Origin of the sequence: Allobranchiibius sp. CTAmp26 (genome assembly GCF_017565405.1) — a bacterium.
Lineage (GTDB): Bacteria > Actinomycetota > Actinomycetes > Actinomycetales > Dermatophilaceae > Allobranchiibius.
Map to the genome: position 1 here is coordinate 38,571 of NZ_JAGEKR010000007.1, position 18,195 is coordinate 56,765.

Annotated in this window: 17 protein-coding genes; 4 read left to right on the forward strand and 13 right to left on the reverse strand. The window is 71.2% G+C overall.

Going from position 1 to position 18,195, the window contains the following annotated elements:
- Window positions 1-10: 10 nt before the first annotated feature.
- The 8 genes from hisH to J4030_RS05120 all read right to left on the reverse strand — a co-directional run bounded on the left by hisH (window position 11) and on the right by J4030_RS05120 (window position 9,280).
- On the reverse strand, window positions 11-646 hold the full coding sequence (gene hisH / locus J4030_RS05085; protein WP_208048137.1) for an imidazole glycerol phosphate synthase subunit HisH: 636 nt from the start codon (window positions 644-646) through the stop codon (window positions 11-13).
- Entirely contained in the window at window positions 643-1,266 is a 624-nt protein-coding gene (locus J4030_RS05090; RefSeq protein WP_208048138.1) for a hypothetical protein, read from the reverse strand. Before J4030_RS05090 ends, hisH begins: the two co-directional genes overlap by 4 nt.
- A 6-nt stretch (window positions 1,267-1,272) precedes the next feature.
- Window positions 1,273-1,908, reverse strand: coding sequence for an imidazoleglycerol-phosphate dehydratase HisB (hisB, locus tag J4030_RS05095; RefSeq protein WP_208048139.1), 636 nt, complete (start codon window positions 1,906-1,908; stop codon window positions 1,273-1,275).
- Entirely contained in the window at window positions 1,905-3,023 is a 1,119-nt protein-coding gene (locus J4030_RS05100; protein WP_307864567.1) for a histidinol-phosphate transaminase, read from the reverse strand. The genes hisB and J4030_RS05100 overlap by 4 nt, the downstream gene beginning before the upstream one ends.
- Before the next feature lie 10 nt (window positions 3,024-3,033).
- Window positions 3,034-4,377: a histidinol dehydrogenase gene (gene hisD / locus J4030_RS05105; RefSeq protein ID WP_208048140.1), complete on the reverse strand. Its 1,344-nt coding sequence runs from the start codon at window positions 4,375-4,377 to the stop codon at window positions 3,034-3,036.
- 174 nt (window positions 4,378-4,551) lie between these two features.
- Complete coding sequence (locus J4030_RS05110; protein ID WP_307864568.1) at window positions 4,552-4,908, reverse strand: TraR/DksA C4-type zinc finger protein; 357 nt, start codon at window positions 4,906-4,908, stop codon at window positions 4,552-4,554.
- Window positions 4,909-4,961: 53 nt separating this feature from the next.
- The gene (locus J4030_RS05115) at window positions 4,962-7,946 is read right to left on the reverse strand and encodes a bifunctional [glutamine synthetase] adenylyltransferase/[glutamine synthetase]-adenylyl-L-tyrosine phosphorylase (protein ID WP_208048142.1); all 2,985 of its coding nucleotides are present in this window, start codon (window positions 7,944-7,946) and stop codon (window positions 4,962-4,964) included.
- The gene (locus J4030_RS05120; RefSeq protein WP_208048143.1) at window positions 7,943-9,280 is read right to left on the reverse strand and encodes a glutamine synthetase family protein; all 1,338 of its coding nucleotides are present in this window, start codon (window positions 9,278-9,280) and stop codon (window positions 7,943-7,945) included. The genes J4030_RS05115 and J4030_RS05120 overlap by 4 nt, the downstream gene beginning before the upstream one ends.
- 125 nt (window positions 9,281-9,405) lie before the next feature.
- Between J4030_RS05120 and panB the strand changes: the two genes are divergently transcribed.
- Window positions 9,406-10,281 carry a 3-methyl-2-oxobutanoate hydroxymethyltransferase gene (gene panB / locus J4030_RS05125; RefSeq protein WP_208048144.1) on the forward strand — a complete coding sequence of 292 codons (876 nt, stop codon included), beginning with the start codon at window positions 9,406-9,408 and terminating at the stop codon, window positions 10,279-10,281.
- Here panB and J4030_RS05130 read toward each other — a convergent pair whose 3' ends face one another.
- Together J4030_RS05130 and J4030_RS05135 are read right to left on the reverse strand one after the other, a co-directional pair.
- The gene (locus J4030_RS05130) at window positions 10,282-11,556 is read right to left on the reverse strand and encodes an MFS transporter (protein WP_208048145.1); all 1,275 of its coding nucleotides are present in this window, start codon (window positions 11,554-11,556) and stop codon (window positions 10,282-10,284) included.
- 65 nt (window positions 11,557-11,621) lie between these two features.
- Window positions 11,622-11,810, reverse strand: coding sequence for a methionine aminopeptidase (locus J4030_RS05135; RefSeq protein ID WP_208048146.1), 189 nt, complete (start codon window positions 11,808-11,810; stop codon window positions 11,622-11,624).
- Window positions 11,811-11,869: 59 nt separating this feature from the next.
- Between J4030_RS05135 and map the strand changes: the two genes are divergently transcribed.
- Both map and ppgK read left to right on the forward strand, forming a co-directional pair.
- Window positions 11,870-12,727, forward strand: a complete 858-nt coding sequence (gene map / locus J4030_RS05140; RefSeq protein ID WP_208048147.1) for a type I methionyl aminopeptidase — start codon at window positions 11,870-11,872, stop codon at window positions 12,725-12,727.
- Between the two features lie 55 nt (window positions 12,728-12,782).
- Window positions 12,783-13,562: a polyphosphate--glucose phosphotransferase gene (ppgK, locus tag J4030_RS05145; protein ID WP_208048148.1), complete on the forward strand. Its 780-nt coding sequence runs from the start codon at window positions 12,783-12,785 to the stop codon at window positions 13,560-13,562.
- Between the two features lie 37 nt (window positions 13,563-13,599).
- Here the strand turns inward: ppgK and J4030_RS05150 are convergent, their stop codons facing one another.
- The 3 genes from J4030_RS05150 to J4030_RS05160 are packed head-to-tail and all read right to left on the reverse strand — an operon-like array spanning window position 13,600 to window position 16,622.
- Window positions 13,600-14,709, reverse strand: coding sequence for a DNA glycosylase AlkZ-like family protein (locus J4030_RS05150; protein WP_208048149.1), 1,110 nt, complete (start codon window positions 14,707-14,709; stop codon window positions 13,600-13,602).
- 59 nt (window positions 14,710-14,768) lie between these two features.
- Window positions 14,769-15,920, reverse strand: a complete 1,152-nt coding sequence (locus J4030_RS05155) for a peptidoglycan bridge formation glycyltransferase FemA/FemB family protein (protein ID WP_208048150.1) — start codon at window positions 15,918-15,920, stop codon at window positions 14,769-14,771.
- Between the two features lie 57 nt (window positions 15,921-15,977).
- Window positions 15,978-16,622 carry an MBL fold metallo-hydrolase gene (locus J4030_RS05160; protein WP_208048151.1) on the reverse strand — a complete coding sequence of 215 codons (645 nt, stop codon included), beginning with the start codon at window positions 16,620-16,622 and terminating at the stop codon, window positions 15,978-15,980.
- A 50-nt stretch (window positions 16,623-16,672) separates the two neighbouring features.
- Here J4030_RS05160 and J4030_RS05165 point away from each other — a divergent pair, with 50 nt between their 5' ends.
- Window positions 16,673-18,133 carry a GuaB1 family IMP dehydrogenase-related protein gene (locus tag J4030_RS05165; protein ID WP_208048152.1) on the forward strand — a complete coding sequence of 487 codons (1,461 nt, stop codon included), beginning with the start codon at window positions 16,673-16,675 and terminating at the stop codon, window positions 18,131-18,133.
- The last annotated feature ends 62 nt before the right edge of the window (window positions 18,134-18,195 follow it).

An 18,195-nucleotide genomic window follows, 5' to 3' on the forward strand; every position in this document is an offset into this window, starting at 1 on the left:
TACGATCCGATCAGAACGACGCGAGCCAGTTCTCGATCAGAGTCGCCCCGGCGTCCCCGGACTTCTCGGGGTGGAACTGGGTGCCGCCGAGCGCGCCGTCCTCCACCGCCGCGACGAAGACCTCTCCGTGCTCGGCGGTGCTGACCAGAGGCGCCCGGTCCACTCCTGCGCGCCCGGCGCCGGGCGCCCGCAGCGCGGCGTAGGAGTGCACGAAGTAGAACCACTCGTCCTCGATGCCGTCGAAGAGTGTCGAGCCGGACGCCGGCTGCACCTGCGACCAGCCCATGTGCGGTACGACGGGCGCCGTGAGCCGGGTGACCGTGCCGGGCCACAGGCCGATGCCGTCGAGCGCATCGGTCGCGTAGTGCTCGGTGGACCCCTCGAACAGCACCTGGAACCCGACGCACACCCCCAGCACGGGTAGACCGGCGGCGAGCCGCTCCGCGATGAGCGCCGGACCGTCCGCACGCCTCAGTCCCGCGACGCACGCATGGAAGTTCCCCACGCCCGGCACGTAGAGCCCGTCCGCGCGGCGTACGGCCTCCGGGTCGGCGGTGAGTTCCACATGCGCACCCACCCGCTCGAGCATCCGTACGACCGAGCGAACGTTGCCGCTGCCGTAGTCGAGGACCACGACGCGTTTCACGACGACCCGGTGACCGCGTCGTTGATCTCGACGCGTTCCATGACGAGTCGCTCGTACTGGCGCACCGACCGCTCGTCGGGCTCGACCAGGGTGGCCCCCTCGGCGCTCTTGACGCCCCGCCCTAGCACGAGCCGTTCACCGGGCAACGAGAGCAGGCCGATGAGGTCGCCGAGGATGTCGGCCACGGCGGCCGACCTTTCGGCCAGTACGGCGCGTACCTCTCGCTCGACCTCCGGAGCGACGCCGGCGGCTCGGACGAGGTCGGCCGGCGACGCAGGCGGCAGGGACGGCACCCGCGCGGTCCCCCGGCCGGATTCCCAGACCAGCCAGCGGGGCACGGCACGCCATCCCGCCGGATGCACGGTGACGATCGCGCGACCGTCGATGTCGAACAGGCCCAGTGCGCTGCGCAGGTTGGACGGCACGCCGCGTGACGCGAGCACGACGTGCCCGGCGTCGTACGGCGCGGGCGCAGCCGCCGCGCCCGCGGGCACCACGGCGGTCCACCCCGCGAGCGGCACGACGAAGCACGCCGCCTGGCCGCGGCGCACCCAGGCGTCGACACGCTGACGGTCACCCTGCAGGTAGAGCACCCCGGTCGCGGGTCGCGTGGCTGTCATGGTCGGTTAGAGCGTGCCCTTGGCGCTCGGGATGCCGACCACCCGCGGGTCCCGTGCGACGGCGGCACGCACCGCCCGAGCGACCGCCTTGAACTGGGCCTCGACGATGTGGTGCGGGTCGCGGCCGGACAGCACCCGCACGTGCAGCGCGATCCCTGCGTGGAAGGCGAAGGACTCCAGCACGTGACGCGTGAGCGCGCCCGTGTAGGTGCCGCCGATGATCGCGTAGACCTGACCGTCCGGCTCGCCCTCGTGCACGACGTACGGGCGGCCGGCGACGTCGACGACGGCCTGCGCCAGCGCCTCGTCCAGCGGCACCATCGCATCGCCGAAACGGGCGATCCCCGACTTGTCGCCGAGCGCCTCGCGCAGCGCCTCGCCGAGCACGATCGCGGTGTCCTCGACCGTGTGGTGCGCGTCCACGTCGATGTCGCCCGTGGAGGCGATCGTCAGGTCGATCAGGCTGTGCTTGGCGAAGCTCTCCAGCATGTGGTCGTAGAACCGCACACCGGTGCTGACCTGCGCCTCACCGGTGCCGTCGAGGTCGAGGAAGAGATCGACGCTGCTCTCCTTGGTGGCGCGCTGCACATGGGCGGTGCGGTGCCCCGCGCGGGCGACCGTGCCCTCGTCGTACGCCGTCATGCGGTGCCCTTCCCGTCCTCGTCAAGCGTGAGCGCCAGCGCGTCGAGCACTGACCGCGTCTCGTGCATCGTGCCCGCGGTGATCCGCAGATGGTGCGGCAGACCCACGTCGCGCACGAGCACACCACGGTCGAGCAGCTGTTGCCAGGAGGCTCGCGCGTCGGCGAATCCTCCCACGAGCACGAAGTTGGCATCGCTCGGCACGGGATCGAGACCCAGCGCGACGCAGCCCACGACCAGCGCGTCCCGGGACGCCTTGATCTGCTCGACCATCGACAGCATCGTGCGCGCGTGGGTCAGCGCGGCCAGCGCGACGGCCTGCGTGACCGACGACAGGTGATAGGGCAGGCGGACCAGTCGCAGCAGGCGGGTCAGCTCGGGGTCGGCCGCGAGGTAGCCGAGGCGCACCCCGGCGAAGGCGAAGGCCTTGGACATGGTGCGGGTGACCACCAGCCGGTCGCGGCCAGGCAGCAGGGTGAGCGCGCTGGGGGTGCCGGGGCGGGCGAACTCGGCGTACGCCTCGTCCACCACCACGATCGCTCGGGGCGCGGCGTCGTACACCGCGGTCACCGTGTCCAGACCCAGTGCGGTGCCGGTCGGGTTGTTCGGCGAGCACAGGAAGATCACGTGCGGGTCGTGCTCCTGCACCTGCGCGACGGCGAGTTCGGTGTCGATGTCGAAGCGGTCCGGTGATGCGTCGCGCAACCCGTCGACCCAGGTAGTGCCGACGCCGCGGCTGATGATCGGGTGCATGGAGTACGACGGGGTGAAGCCGAGCGCAACCCGGCCCGGTCCGCCGAACGCCTGCACCAGATGCTGCAGCACCTCGTTCGATCCGTTGCCCGCCCAGACCTGCTCACGGTCGATCTCGCAGCCTGTGGTGACAGACAGATACCCAGCGAGCGCCGTTCGCAACTCGACGAATTCGCGGTCCGGATAGCGGTTCAGACCGGGCGCGACACGTGTCACCGCCGCGGCGATGGCCTGCACCACGTCGTGCGGGACCGGGTGCGAGGACTCGTTGGTGTTGACGGCCACCGGTACGTCGAGTTGCGGCGCGCCGTACGGGCTCCCGCCGCGCAGGTCCGCGCGCAGCATGGCCTGGAAATCGGTCACGACGAGGCGCTCACGCGTCCGGGAAGCGCGCGGTGACGGCCTCACCGTGCGCGGGAAGGTCCTCGGCGTTGGCCAGCGTCACCACCTGCGCAGCGACCTCGTGCAGCGCGTCGCGGGAGTAGTCGACGACGTGGATGCCGCGCAGGAAGGACTGCACCGACAGGCCGCTGCTGTGGCAGGCGCAGCCACCGGTCGGCAGGACGTGGTTGGAGCCGGCGCAGTAGTCACCCAGGCTGACCGGGGCGTAGGCGCCCACGAAGATGGCGCCGGCGTTGCGGATCCGCGCGGCCACGGTCGCGGCGTCCCGGGTCTGGATCTCCAGGTGCTCGGCGGCGTACGCGTCGACGACCCGGATGCCGTCGTCGAGGGAGTCCACCAGCACGATGCCGGACTGCCGCCCGCCGAGCGCGGTCTTGACCCGTACGGCGTGCCGGGTCGCGCCCGCGCGGGTATCGAGCGCGCGCTCCACCAGCTCGGCCAACTCCGGGCTGTCGGTGACCAGCACTGCCGCTGCCAGCTCGTCGTGCTCGGCCTGGCTGATCATGTCGGCGGCGACGAGGTCGGCGTCCGCGGCGTCGTCCGCCAGGATCGCGATCTCGGTGGGGCCGGCCTCGGCGTCGATCCCGATCAGACCCTTGAGCAGGCGTTTGGCGGCCGCCACGTAGATGTTACCCGGGCCGGTGACGAGCGTGACCGGCTCGCAGACCGTAGTGCCGTCCTCGTCCGACGCGCCGTACGCGAACATCGCGACGGCCTGTGCGCCGCCGACCGCGTAGACCTCGTCGACGCCGAGCAGCTCGCAGGCCGCGAGGATCGTCGGGTGCGGGTAACCCTGGAAGACACCGGTGTTGGTGGACTGCGGCGGGCTGGCGACCGCCAGTGACGGCACCTCGGCGGCCTGGGCGGGCACGACGTTCATCACGACACTGCTCGGGTAGACCGCGATGCCGCCGGGCACGTAGAGACCCACCCGGTCGACCGGCACCCAGCGCTCGGTCACCGTGCCGCCGTCCGTCACGGCCGTGGTGGTGTCGGTGCGGCGCTGATCGTCATGCACCAGACGCGCGCGTCGGATCGACTCCAGGAGCGCGTCGCGGATCGCGGGGTCGAGCTGCTCGGCGGCGGCCCGCAACACCTCGCGGGGCACCCGCAACGACGCGGGGCGCACCTTGTCGAAGCGCTCCCCCAGCTCCAGCAGCGCCTCGACGCCACGCGCCCGCACGTCGGCGCAGATGGGGCGTACGACGTCGAGTGCCGCGTCGACGTCGAACTCGGCGCGCGGCAGCGCGTCACGCAGCCCACGGGCGTCCAACGACGACAAGGCGGTGCCGCGCAGGTCCAGACGGGAGATCACGGGCCCAGTTTAGTAGCCGGTGCCGACGCTCTTCGTGCTCGTCCACGACGCGGTCCGCTTGCTGCCGCGGTCGCAGCCACCCGCCGAGTGGCATAGGAACACTTCGAGTGGCGTACCTACGAGTGCGCCACTCGAAACATATGTATGCCACTCGGCGGGTGGAGGTGGCGCCGGTCAGCCGGGGTGGGAGGCGGCGCAGACGATGCAGGTGCGCGCGAACGGGCGGGCCTCCAGCCGCTCCGGTGCGATCGGGCCACCGCACACCTCGCACACGAAGTAGGTGCCCTCGTGCGCCCGCGCCAGCGCGACGTCCAGCGCCCCCAGCCGACGTTGCGCCTGGTCGATCAACGCGGACAGCTGCGAGCGCTCGTAGGCGATCGTGGCGCCCTCAGGGTCGTGTTCGTCGTCGGCGTTGGTGTCGCGCGACGCCTCGACGGTGCGCGCGAACTGGCTCCGCAGATCCGTCAGCCGGAGCACCGACTCGGCGCGATCCGCTGCGAGTGCGGCCTCGACGCCTGCGAGATCACTCACAGGGACCAGCATCCCCCGGCCGGACCAGGGCCGTCCTGCCGGGAGTCCTACGATCAGCGAGGTGTGGGGAACTCGTCGCGGCCTTCGGTGAGATCGCTGTCGTAGAAACGCTGTTCGACGATCGCGCGGGCGAGTCGTGTCTGCCGGAGATAGTCCTCCTGCAGCCCGTAACTGCGCGTCAGCGGCCAGCCGAGCAGGCTGGCGATGCCGCGTACGTCGCCCAGGCTGCTTGGCAACGACTCCATCGCCCGGCCGCGCCACAGCACGCCCGCGTTGCGCATGCGGGTCGCTAGCGACCACGTCGAGCCCAGCAGCTCGGCCTCCTCCTCGGTGAGGAGGTCGTGCTTGGCCATCACCGCCAGCAGCGAGTAGGTGCCGGTGTGCCGCAGCGCAGGGATCTCGTGGGCATGTTCGAGCTGAGCGAGCTGCACGGTCCACTCGACGTCGGACATGCCTCCCCGGCCGAGTTTGAAATGGGTACGCCGGTCGCCGCCGCGCGGGATCCGCTCGGCCTCCATCCGCGCCTTCAGGCGACGGATCTGGCGCACGGCCGCATCGTCGATGCCGCCCTCGGGATACCGCAGCGGGTCGATGAGCTGCACGAACCGCTCCCCGAGGTCGGTGTCGCCGGCGATCGGCGCCGCGCGCAGTAGCGCCTGGGCCTCCCACCCGGCCGACCACCGCTGGTAGTACGCGGCGTACGACGCGAGCGTGCGCACGATCGGCCCCGATTTCCCTTCCGGGCGCAGATCGGCGTCGACCGTGAGGGACGGGTCCGGGCCGCTCGCACCGAGGGAGTCGCGCAGCCGGTTGACCACCTGGGTGGCCTGCGTCTGCGCACGCCCGGAGTCGGCGCCCGGTCGAGGGTCGTGCACGAAGAGCACGTCGGCGTCGCTGGAGTAGCCCGTCTCGCGCCCACCCAGGCGGCCCATGCCGATCACCGCGATCCTGGTCACGAGCGGGTCGCCGCTGGCGCGCTCCACCTCCCGGATCGCGACGTCCAGCGCCGACTGGATGGTCGCCGCGGCGATGTCGGTGAGGGCCTGCTCGAGGGTGTCCAGGTCCAGAGTGCCGGCGATGTCGGCCACCGCCACCCGGATCAGCTCGGTGCGCCGGGTCTCCCGGATCGCGCGCACGGCGTTGTCCGGGTCGTCGTGCCGCTCGATGGCGGCACGCAGCACCTCGAGGATCTGGTTGCGCCGCAACGGGATGCGCGCGTCCGACGACCCGAAGACGGCCACCGCGGAGGGCGCACCCTCGATCAGTTGGCCGGCGTACCGGCTGCTCGCGAGCACCCGCGCCATCAGCTGCGCGGCGCCGCCCTCGTCGCGCAGCATCTTCAGGTACCAGTGGGTCCCGCCCAGCCGGTCGCTGATCCGCCGGAAGGCGAGCAGCCCGAGGTCGGGGTCGGCCTCCTGCGCGAACCAGTGCAGCATCACCGGCAGCAGCGTCCGCTGGATCGCGGCGCGGCGGCTGACCCCGCCGGTGAGCGCCTGGATATGCCCGATCGCGCCCTTCGGATCGGCGTACCCGAGGGCGGCGAACCGGTCCTGGGCGCTGTCCAGCGACAGGCACGCGTCGTCGTCGCTCAGCCGCGCCACGGCGGACAGCAGCGGCCGGAAGAAGAGGCGTTCGTAGAGGCGGCGCACGTCACGGGCGGTGTCGCGCCACAGCTTGACCACGCCCTCGGACGGGTCTCGGGTGATCCCGAGCGCCCGCCCGAGCGGCCGCAGCTGCTCGGGGTCGGTCGGCATCAGGTGGGTGCGCCGCATCCGGGAGAGCTGGATGCGGTGCTCGAGCACCCGCAGGATCCGGTAGCAGCGGTCCAGCTCGTGTGCGTCCGTCCGGCCGACGTACCCGCCGCGCATCAGCGACTCGATACCGACCAGGGTGGCGCGGTTGCGCAGATGCTCGTCGCTGCGGCCGTGCACCAGCTGCAGCAGCTGCACGCTGAACTCCACGTCGCGCAGGCCGCCGGGCCCGAGCTTCAGCTGCCGCTCGGACTCGCTGGCCGGCACGTACTGCTCGACCCGCGCGCGCATCGCCTGCACGTCCTGGACGAAGTTCTCCCGGGTCGAGGCCTGCCACACCATCGGCAGCATCGCGTCGAGGTACGCCGCGCCGACCTCGGCGTCGCCCGCCACGTGCCGCGCCTTCAGCAGCGCCTGGAACTCCCAGGTCTTCGCCCAGCGCTCGTAGTACGCGGCGTGCCCGGCGACCGTGCGCACCAGCGGCCCCTGCTTGCCCTCGGGGCGCAGTGCGGTGTCGACCTCCCAGAGGGTGCCTTCGGCGGTGTGCGCCGAACACGCCTGGATGGTGGCCACCGCCAGCTTGCCCGCTATCTCGCGCGCCCCGGTCTCGTCGTCGGCCTCGACCGGCTCGGCCACGAAGATGACGTCGACGTCGCTGACGTAGTTGAGCTCGCGGCCACCGCACTTGCCCATGCCGATCACGGCGAGCCGGGCGCGGTCGGCGCCCTCGACCTCGCGCCGGGCGATGCCCAGGGCCGCGTCGAGGCAGGCGCCGGCGAGGTCGGCCAACGACTCCCCCACGATCGGCAGCGCCTCGATCGGGTCGCTGGTGACGTCGTACGCCGCGATGCGGACCAACTGCCGGCGGTACGCGACCCGCAGCGCGTCGTACGCCGTGGTGCCGGTGGCGTCCCCGACGTCGCCTGCCACGTCCGCGTAGATCGTCGCGGCGTCCCGCGGCTGCGCGTCGGCGACCTCGCGCCAGTGCGCGGGATGGCGCACCAGGTGATCGGTCAGACCGCTGGAGCTGCCGAGCAGCTGGATCAGGCGGCGCCGGCCGGGCCCCTGGTCGGTGAGCAACGCGCCGAGCTGCGCGCGGTCCTCGCCATCCGCCGCCTCGCTCAGTCGGACCAGGCCCAGCACGGCCTGGTCGGGGTCGGGCGACGCGGCGAGCAGCGCGACGACCTCGTCGGTGGCCCAGTCGCCGAGGTCCTCCAGGCACCGACCGGAGCGGTCGGCGTCCAGGAACCCTGCACGGACCAGCGCACCGCGGGTCGGAGCCGTCACGGGCGGTGCAGGTACTGGTCGAGCTCGAACTGGGTGACCTGGTCGCGGTAGGCGGCCCACTCGGCCTTCTTGTTGCGCAGGAAGAAGTCGAAGACGTGCTCCCCCAGTGTCTCGGCCACCAGCTCGCTGTTCTCCATCAAGTGGATCGCGTGATCCAGCGATGCTGGCAGCGGGTCGATGCCGAGGCTGCGGCGTTCGCGGTCGGTGAGGCTCCAGACGTCGTCCTCGGCCTCCGGCGGCAGCTCGTACTCCTCCTCGATGCCCTTCATGCCCGCCGCGAGCAGCACGGCGTACGCGAGGTAGGGGTTGGCCGCGGCGTCCAGCGACCTGATCTCTATCCGGGTGCTCTGGTCTTTGCCCGGCTTGTGCATCGGCACCCGCACCATCGCGCTGCGGTTGTTGTGGCCCCAGCAGACGTGCGCCGGCGCCTCGGCCCCGCCCCACATCCGCTTGTAGGAGTTGACCCACTGGTTGGTGACGGCCGACATCTCGCACGCGTGCCGCAGGATGCCCGCGATGAAGTGTTTGCCGGTGCGCGAGAGCTGGTAGGGCGCGCCCGCCTCGTGGAAGGCGTTGCGGTCGCCCTCGAAGAGCGAGACGTGGGTGTGCATCCCGCTGCCGGGGTGGTTGGCCAGCGGCTTGGGCATGAATGAGGCGAAGATGCCCTGCTCCAGCGCGACCTCCTTGATGACCGTGCGGAAGGTCATGATGTTGTCCGCGGTGGAGAGCGCGTCGGCGTACCTCAGGTCGATCTCGTTCTGGCCCGGGCCCGCCTCGTGGTGGCTGAACTCCACGGAGATGCCCATGCTCTCCAGCATCGTGATGGCTGCGCGACGGAAGTCGTGGGCGGTGCCGTGCGGCACATGGTCGAAGAAGCCGGCGTTGTCGACCGGCACCGGCGGGGTGTCGGTGCTCGTGCGCTGCTCGAAGAGGTAGAACTCGATCTCCGGGTGGGTGTAGAACGTCAGGCCCTTGTCGGCAGCCTTGGTGAGCGCACGCTGCAGGACGAAGCGGGGGTCGGCGGCGCTGGCGGTGTTGTCGGGCAGCCGGATGTCGGCGAAGAGCCTCGCCGTGCCGGGGCTCTCGCCCCGCCAGGGCAGGATCTGGAACGTCGAGGCGTCGGGGAGCACGAGCATGTCCGCCTCGAAGACCCGCGCGAGCCCCTCGATCGAGCTGCCGTCGAAGCCGATGCCCTCGGCGAACGCCCCCTCGAGTTCGGCGGGGGCCACGGCCACCGACTTGAGCATGCCGAGCACATCGGTGAACCACAGGCGCACGAAACGGATGTCGCGCTCCTCGATGGTCCGGAGCACGAATTCCTGCTGACGATCCATGCCCGTGATCCTAGGTGTACGACGCCGCCGGAGCGGGCCGCACCGGTGGTCAGCGAATCCATGGCGCCGACGCCATCGATCGGCTGACAACCGAGGGCCGCGGGCGGATCGCTAGGGTCGGGCGCATGACCGAGGAAGTCCCGCCCTACGGCACCGGCAACGCGCCCGCCGCCCCCTCCGACGGCACCTCGAGTGCCCCTGTACGCCGGGTACGCACCCATCACCTGCTCGCCCTGAAGCGGGAGGGCACCCGGTGGTCGATGCTCACGACGTACGACCAGTACACCGCCGCCATCTTCGACGAGGCCGGCATCGAGGTCCTGCTCATCGGCGACTCGGCCGCCAACAACGTCCTCGGCTACGAGACGACCCTGCCGGTCACCGTCGACGAGCTGCTGCCCCTGGTACGCGCGGTCTCCGGTGCCGCTCGACGCTCCCTGGTGATCGCGGACCTGCCGTTCGGCAGCTACCAGCGCGATCCGGGCCAGGCGTTCGACACGGCGGTGCGCTTCATGAAGGAGGGCCGCGCCCACGGGGTGAAGCTGGAGGGCGGCGTCGCGATGGCGCCGACCATCGCCCACCTGACGGCTGCCGGCATTCCGGTGATGGCGCACATCGGCTTCACCCCGCAGAGCGAGCACGCCCTCGGCGGCTACCGGGTGCAGGGCCGCACGGACGCGGGTGACGAGCTTGTCGCCGCCGCCGAGGCGCTGCAGGACGCCGGCGCGTTTGCGATCGTGATGGAGATGGTGCCTGCTCCGGTCGCGGCGCGGGTGACGAAGGCGCTGCAGATCCCCACGGTGGGGATCGGCGCCGGGCCGGAGTGCGACGCACAGGTGCTGGTGTGGCAGGACTTCGCCGGACTGCGCGGCGGCAAGATGGCGCGTTTCGTCAAGCAGTACGCCGACCTGCGCTCGACACTGTTGGAGGCCGCCCGCGACTACCGCTCGGACGTCGTGTCGGGCACCTTCCCGGGGCCCGAGCACAGCTTCGAGAAGTAGCTACCTCTTCATCGAGCGGAGCGGTTCGTCCTCGAGCGGAGGGGTCGTATCCCCTCCGCCGGCCGGCGTACCCCTCCGCTCGGCGGAGGCGCGGGTCGGCACCGCACGCCACATCACCGCGGCGGCTCCCAGGCCGGTCGCGCCGGACACGACTACTCCGGCGCCGAGGCTCAGCACCGCGGTGACCCCGGCGAGGACGCCCGGACCGATCGTCGAGCCGGCATCGGACAGTTCACGCCAGATCCCGAGGAACTGCGCGCGACCGCGCTCGGGCGAGAAATCGGCACCCAGGGTCATCACCATCCCGGCGCCGATCCCGTTGCCGAACCCGAGCACGCAGGTCACGAGGCACAGCGTCACGGCGCCGTGGGTGAGCGGGATCGCCATCATCGACACGGCCATCACCAGCATCGACGGCACGGTCACCCAGCGGCGGCCGTAGAGGTCCATCACCTTCCCGGCCGGGTAGAAGACCAGCATGTCGATGCCGCCGCTGATGCCGTAGATGAGCGACGCCGTGGTCGGCGACAGCGACAGGTGCTCCGCCCAGAGCGGGATCACGGCCTGCCGGGTCGCGCGGATCGCCGACACGAGCAGCACACCCATGCCGACGGTCAGGAAGACCCGGCGGTAGTCGTGCAATGTGCTCCGCACGGTTGCTCCGGCCTGCTGCCCGGCGGCCTTGCGGCGCGTATCGGCCTCGTGCGGCAGGTCTTTCAACGTCGCGCCGAGCACACCGGCGAGCGCGAGGGCCGCGGTGCTGACGACGTACGCGCCGGCGAGGTGCCACAGGCTCATCGCCGCGGCCCCGATGAACGGCCCGACGAAGACCCCGATCCGCATCACGCCGCCCAGGGTCGACAGCGCCCGAGCCCGGTGGGTCGCGGGCACGGCCTCGGTCAGGTAGCTCTGCCGGGCGAGCATGAAGACCGACGCGCTGATGCCGTAGAGCACGGCGCCGGCCGCGTACACCCACACCTCGTGGCCGACGAGGAAAAGCAGGGACGCGAGCACGCCGACGACCGATGCTCCGATGATCGCGTGGCGCTCGCCGTACCGGTCGGTGATGATCGACGACGGCACGTTGAAGATCAGCGAGCCGACGTTGATGAGCATGACCATGGTCGCGGCGATGGCGACGGTGGCCCCGACGTCGCGCGCGGACAGCGGCAGCACCGGGAGCATCGCGCCCTCGCCGAGGCCGAAGAGCAGAGAGGGGCCGTACGCGGGGATCGCCAGGGCTCCGAATCCGAAGCCGTCGTCGGTGGAAGTCATCTCGACGTCAAGATTAGAGCCTGCCTATGGATGCGGCCGTCCACCCCGGCGGCATCCGTGTCGTCTCAGCTGGGCGAGCCCTTCGAGTTCCAGTCGCGGTCCTCGGCGTCCCACTTCTCGGTGTTCTCCCGAGCCTTCGCCAGAGCGTTCGCGGCCTCGTCCCGGCTCCGGTACGGACCCATCAGGTGGTCGGCCGCGCTCTTGTTCTCGTCGTCCTCGACCTGACCGCTGTCGACGTTGTACCAGTAGGTCATCGCGTGCTCCTGTCCACGGGAGGGATGTGCTCTTTCGCCGCCCCTACACTGGCACACCTATGCCCACGTCGACTGTCACCGCAGGCCGGGTCGGCCCGCGTCGCGCCGTGCCCGCGGGGATCGCGCGACCGGAGTACGTCGACCGCCCCGAACCCGCACCGTTCACGGGTTCGGAGGTCAAGGACGAAGCGACAATCGAGGCCATGCGGGTGGCGGGCCGGATCGCCGCCGGCGCGCTGCGGGCGGCCGGTGCCGCCGCCGCGCCGGGAGTGACCACCGACGAGCTGGACCGGATCGGCCACGAGTACGTGCTCGATCACGGCGCCTACCCCTCGACGCTCGGCTACCGCGGCTTCCCCAAGTCGCTGTGCACCAGCGTGAACGAGGTCGTCTGCCACGGGATCCCCGACGACCGCCCGCTGGACGACGGCGACATCGTGAAAATCGACGTGACGGCGTACGTCGACGGCGTGCACGGTGACAACTGCGGGTCGTTCCTGGTCGGCGACGCCGACGAGGAGTCGCGGCTACTGGTCGAGCGCACCCGCGAGGCGATGATGCGCGGCATCCGTGCGGCACTGCCCGGCCGCCAGGTCAACGTGATCGGACGGGTCATCGAGAAGTACGCCGCCCGCTTCGGGTACGGCGTCGTGCGCGAGTACACCGGCCACGGCGTCGGCCAGACCTTCCACTCCGGGCTGATCATCCCGCACTACGACGCGGCGCCGGCGTACGACGACGTGATCGAGGCGGGTATGACGTTCACCGTCGAGCCGATGATCAACCTGGGCGGATCGGCGACGCAGCTGTGGGAGGACGGCTGGACCGTCGTCACCGCGGACCGGTCGCGGTCGGCGCAGTTCGAGCAGACCATCCTCATCACCCCGACCGGCCCCGAGATACTGACCACCGTCTGACCCCTTGCGCATCCACGCTTCCGGCATCCGCCGGACGCCCTTCGAAGGAGAGCTCATGTCGACCACTCACCCCCTCGGTATCGACGTCGGCGGCACCGGCATCAAGGGTGCCCCGGTGGATCTGCGCAGCGGCGAGTTCGCGGCGGAGCGGTTGCGGATCGAGACGCCCAAGGAGTCGACTCCCGACGCCGTGGCCGACATCATCGAGCAGATCGTCGACCACTTCAAGGACCTGGTGGGCGAGCAGCCCATCGGCGTGACGCTCCCGTCGGTCGTCACCCACGGCGTCGTACGCAGCGCCGCCAACATCGACCAGTCGTGGATCGGGACCAACGTCGAGGAACTGCTGCAGGAGCGTCTCGGCCGCCCGGCCACCGTGCTGAACGACGCCGACGCCGCAGGGGTCGGCGAGCTGCGCTTCGGCGCCGCGCGCAACACCGAGGGACTGGTGCTGGTCTCGACGCTCGGCACCGGTATCGGATCGGCGTTGCTGAACAAGGGTCAGCTGGTGCCGAACTCCGAGCTCGGCCACCTGGAGATCGACGGGCACGACGCGGAGAGCAAGGCCTCCAGCAACGCCAAGGAGCGCGAGGACCTGTCGTGGGAGGACTGGGCCGAGCGGCTGCAGCGCTACTACAGCCACGTCGAGGACCTGCTGTGGCCGGACCTGATCGTGGTCGGCGGCGGCGTCTCGAAGAAGGCCGACAAGTTCCTGCCACTGCTGCACCTGCGCGCGCCGATCGTGGCCGCCCAGCTGCGCAACGCCGCGGGCATCGTGGGCGCGGCGTACGAGGCCGTGGAGTCCGCCAAGGCCGAAGGCACCCACCGCGAGTAGACGGGTCGGCAGTTCCGACTCCCGCCATCGGTGAGGGTCAGCGTGCGTCGGCCGGCGCGGCGCGCGTCACGCGCAGTCCGAGGAAAGCCGCGAGGCTGTCGATCTCGCCGTCGACCGCGCGTGCCATCGCTGCGGTGAACTTGACGTCCTGGTGAACGGCGTTGACGCGCAACAGTCCCGTGTCGATGTCGGAGGCGGCGTCGAGCTTCCCGACGAACCGGTCGCCGTAGAGGATCGGCAGCGCGAAGTACCCCCACCGACGCTTGGCGGCCGGCTTGTACATCTCGAGTTGATAGTCGAACTCGAAGATCTCGGTGAGCCGTTTGCGGTCGACCACCAGCCTGTCGAGCGGCGACAGCAGCGCGGCCCGGCCCCGGAACGGCGCACCGAGCTGCGCCGGATCCACCCGCCAGGTGCCCCGCACCCCCTCGATGACCGCCTCCTCACCGGCAGCGCCCACGTCCCAGGGTTCGCCGGGCGGCTTGGTCATCGACGCCCGGGCGATGCCGAGCGAGGTCAACCGGCGTCGATCACGCTCGGCGACGGCCTGCTCGGCGTCGACGACGTCGGTGGTGGGGTAGACCCGGTCAGCCAGGTCCCAGAGCCGCTCGCGGCCCTCCCGGGAGGACACCGCGATCTCCCCGCGGGCCTCCATCAGGTCCAGCATGCCCGGCACGTTGCGGTTGTTGTTCCAGCCGCTCGACCGCCACGGCACCACACAGGTGTCGCGCAGGTCGCGGGCCGCGGTCGGGCCCTCGGACCGCAGGGTCGCCAGGATGTCGTCGTGGCAGGCTTGATTGGCCGTCAGCCACCGATGTTGCCCCGTCCGCCACGTCGTGCCCTCGCCCGGCCAGGCAGCCATCCGGGCGCGGAAGAGCGCGATGTCCTCACCGGGCCGCAACAGCCCGGCGTACTCCACGATCCGCCCCTCGTCGAGCAGGGCGTCGAGCTCCTGGGGTCGGTACGCCGCCCCGAGCCGGCTCCAGAGGACCAGGTCGATGTTGGGCGCGACGGCGGCCGTCAGATCGACCTGCACCAGGCACAGGTGTCGGATCACCTCGAGCAGGTCCGTGGGCCGGGAGGCGTCCAGCAGTTGCGCGCGCACGGCGATCCGGCGGGCGTCGCGACGCGTCAGGCGGTGCACCATGGCCTCACGGTAGGGCGAGGGGGTGACACCCGGTGGCGATCGCGGTCGCCCCGCGCGCGTCAGGCGGGTGAGCCCTCCGGCTTGCCCGGCCGCGCGGCACGGACCGCGGCCTCGACGGCGCCGCGCGGGTCGCGCAGCGCGCCCCGGACGGCGGGCACGCCCCGCTTGAGCCCGCGGCGTACGACGGGCAGCGCGCGTTCGAAGGTCGCGTAGAGCGGTGACAGGGGCACGTCCCAAGTGCCGATCAGCAGGTCCTCGTGACCGGCGAACTGCCGCTTGAAGTCGGAGATCCCGTCGTTCAGCAGACCGTTGAAGTCGTACCGCGACACCCCGGCCTCACGCATCTGCGTCATCGCGTGGAACTTCAGCCCGTAGTTGAGGCGCAGTTTCATGCCGCGCGGGTTGACCCCGCCGTAGAGCTCGAACGCCGTGGTGCCGGAGACGACCAGCCACACGAACGCGACCAGCTCCTCGCCCTCCCACGCCGCGAGCAGGCGGGACCGCTCGCCGAGCAGATCGCGGATCCCGCGGTGGTAGGCGTCGTCGTGCACCGCGAAGTCGGCACGCTCGGCGGTGGCCCGGTTGATGGCCAGGACGGCGTCGAGGTCGGCGTCGGTGGTCACTTCTCCGAAGCGGACGTCCTCGGCACGGAACGACTTGCGCACGTTCTGCCGGGTGGAGGAGGTGAGGCCCTTCATCAGGGTGTCGTCGTCGGCGCGTACGTCGACGATGAGCGTGCGCGGGATCAGGCCGGTGTTGGCGCTCCGCCGGAAACCCGCGGCCGCCACCTCCGCGAGCCATCCGACCGGTGGGCGCTCCTGCAGCGCAGCGATCTGGGTCTCGTCGGCGCCCTTCTCCAGCGGCGCGCCCGGCTGCTCCCAGTCGGGCTCGATGCTGAGCGCGATGGGGTGATGGGTGGTGCGGACGTACTCGGTGAGCGCGGCGAGCACCGCTCCCCTGTCCTCCTCGGCCGCCTGCGGTCCGCGCGGGATGTAGGCCAGGCTGCGGAACGGACGGGGCAGCTTGCGCAACAGCACCTGGGCGCTGCCGACCACGCGGTCGCCGTCCCGCACGACGAGACGGTCGGCGCTCCACTCGTACCGCGACTTCAGCGCACCCCACCCCCAGAGCTGCAGCGGATGGCCGCCGGCCCCGTCGACGACCGCGTCCCAGTCGGCCTGATCGCGGCAAGGGGTCACCGTGAGCGTCATGGACGGCAGGCTATCCGCCGCCCCTTCCAGCGGATCGCCCCCGTCGGTGGATGGAGGTCAGAATCGCCCCGGTGCACCGTCGGCGAGGTCGCGCAACTCCACGCCGCCGTCCGCCCCGAACCGCTGCACATGCCCGACGTACATGCCTCGCCCGACCTCGGTCAGCAGCGCGTCGTGGATCGGGACGATCGATGAGGGTGCGATCCGGCGTACGAAGGCGATGACCTCCTTGAGCGCGGACCACGGTGCGCAGATCGGGACGGCGAGTACGTCGACCGGTCCGGGCTCGGCGTCGAGCGCGTCGCCCGGGTGGAAGAGGCTGGGCTCACCGGCCGCCGTCAACCGCAGACCGACGTTCTCGATGCGCGGGAGTTGCTCGGTGATGACAGCGTGCTGAGCACCGAACGGCTCGACGGTGACCTCGCCGATCGTGAACGGCTCGCCCTCCCGGGTCACGGACACCTCGACGTCGTCCAGCTCCGCGGCCGTGCCGGGGTCGGTGTGCACGGCCACGCCCGGGTTGGCGGCCACCAGGGCGGCCAGCTTGTCCGGCTCGACGTGATCGGCGTGTTGGTGGGTGACCAGGATCGCGTCCAGACCGGTCAGCCCGTCGTACGTCGAGAAGCTCCCGGGGTCGATCAGCACTCGGGTGGAGGAGTATTCGACCAGTAGGCAGGCGTGTCCCAGGTGTGTGATCTGCATGGTTCGCACGGTACGCCGGGACGCCACCGGCCCGCCCGTAGGATCTCGGAGTGCGTTTCATCGGTGAACTCCCGGCCCACGACCTGACCTACAACGACGTCTTCATGGTGCCCTCACGGTCCTCGGTCACCAGTCGGCTGGAGGTCGACCTGCGTACGCCCGACGGCGTGGGGACGACGCTGCCCCTGGTGGTGTCCAACATGACCGCGGTGTCCGGCCGACGGATGTCGGAGACGGTCGCCCGTCGCGGCGGCATCGCGGTGCTGCCGCAGGACATCCCGGTGCACGCCGTGCAGGAGACGATCGACGCGGTGAAGGCGAGCCACACCGTCTTCGAGTCGCCGGTGACGATCAGCCCGGACGAACCGGTCGGCGCCGTGCTGGCGCTCATGGGCAAGCGGGCGCACCGGGCGGCCGTGGTCGTCGACGGGGCCGGGCGCCCGGTCGGCATCGTCAAGGAGTCGCAGTGCCTGCGGGTCGACCGCTTCACCACCGTGGGGCAGGTCATGAGCGAGGACCTCGTCACGGTGCGTGCGGACGCGGATCTGCGGGAGACGTTCGACGTGCTGGTGAAGGCGCACCTGGAGTTCGCGCCCGTGCTCGGCCCGGATGGCGTCCTGGCCGGGGTGATCACCCGCAAGGGCATCCTGCGCTCGACCATCTACTCCCCCGCCGTCGACGGCGACGGCCGCCTGGCGCTCGGCGTGGCCATTGGTATCAACGGCGACGTCGGCGACAAGGCGAAGACCATGCTGGCCGCGGGCGCCGACGTGCTCGTGGTCGACACCGCGCACGGGCACCAGGACAAGATGATCGACGCCCTCGGCCTGGTCCGCGCCGCCCGGGACGCGCACGAGGACGCGACCGGCATACGCATACCGCTCGCCGCCGGCAACGTGGTGTCCGCGCAGGGCGCCCGCGACCTCGTCGCAGCCGGCGCCGACATCGTCAAGGTGGGTGTCGGTCCTGGTGCCATGTGCACCACGCGGATGATGACCGGGGTGGGCCGACCGCAGTTCTCCGCCGTGCTCGAATGCGCCTCTGCCGCGGACGATCTCGGCGCGTACGTCTGGGCCGACGGCGGCGTGAAATACCCACGGGACGTGGCGCTCGCGCTCGCCGCCGGCGCGTCCTCGGTGATGATCGGTTCGTGGTTCGCGGGCACCTGGGAGAGCCCGGGCGACCTCAACCGGGACGCCGACGGACGGCTCTACAAGGAGTCGTTCGGGATGGCGTCCGCGCGGGCGGTCGGCAACCGCAGCGCCGGGCGCAGCGCGTTCGACCGGGCCCGGCTCGGCATGTTCGAGGAAGGCATCTCCTCCTCCAAGATGTACCTGGATCCGCAGCGGCCGGGCGTCGAGGACCTGATCGACGGGATCGCCGCCGGGGTGCGCTCCAGCTTCACGTACGCCGGTGCGCGCAGCATCGCGGAGTTCCGCGACCGCGCCGTGGTCGGCGTACAGAGCGCGAGCGGCTACGACGAGGGTCGCCCTCGCGAAACGTCCTGGTGACGCCGGCCCGCTTCATCGAGGGGTAGGGAGAAGACCGAGGGGTGATCTTATTTCCCCACCCC

What these genes read in the sequence shown, in the direction of transcription:
- J4030_RS05160 (WP_208048151.1), bottom strand. Translation starts at nt 16,622, where the DNA reads ATGCAGATCACACACCTGGGACACGCCTGCCTACTGGTCGAATACTCC.
- J4030_RS05130 (WP_208048145.1), bottom strand. Translation starts at nt 11,556, where the DNA reads ATGACTTCCACCGACGACGGCTTCGGATTCGGAGCCCTGGCGATCCCC.
- ppgK (WP_208048148.1), top strand. Translation starts at nt 12,783, where the DNA reads ATGTCGACCACTCACCCCCTCGGTATCGACGTCGGCGGCACCGGCATC.
- J4030_RS05090 (WP_208048138.1), bottom strand. Translation starts at nt 1,266, where the DNA reads ATGACAGCCACGCGACCCGCGACCGGGGTGCTCTACCTGCAGGGTGAC.
- J4030_RS05120 (WP_208048143.1), bottom strand. Translation starts at nt 9,280, where the DNA reads ATGGATCGTCAGCAGGAATTCGTGCTCCGGACCATCGAGGAGCGCGAC.
- map (WP_208048147.1), top strand. Translation starts at nt 11,870, where the DNA reads ATGCCCACGTCGACTGTCACCGCAGGCCGGGTCGGCCCGCGTCGCGCC.
- hisB (WP_208048139.1), bottom strand. Translation starts at nt 1,908, where the DNA reads ATGACGGCGTACGACGAGGGCACGGTCGCCCGCGCGGGGCACCGCACC.
- J4030_RS05155 (WP_208048150.1), bottom strand. Translation starts at nt 15,920, where the DNA reads ATGACGCTCACGGTGACCCCTTGCCGCGATCAGGCCGACTGGGACGCG.
- J4030_RS05135 (WP_208048146.1), bottom strand. Translation starts at nt 11,810, where the DNA reads ATGACCTACTGGTACAACGTCGACAGCGGTCAGGTCGAGGACGACGAG.
- J4030_RS05150 (WP_208048149.1), bottom strand. Translation starts at nt 14,709, where the DNA reads ATGGTGCACCGCCTGACGCGTCGCGACGCCCGCCGGATCGCCGTGCGC.
- panB (WP_208048144.1), top strand. Translation starts at nt 9,406, where the DNA reads ATGACCGAGGAAGTCCCGCCCTACGGCACCGGCAACGCGCCCGCCGCC.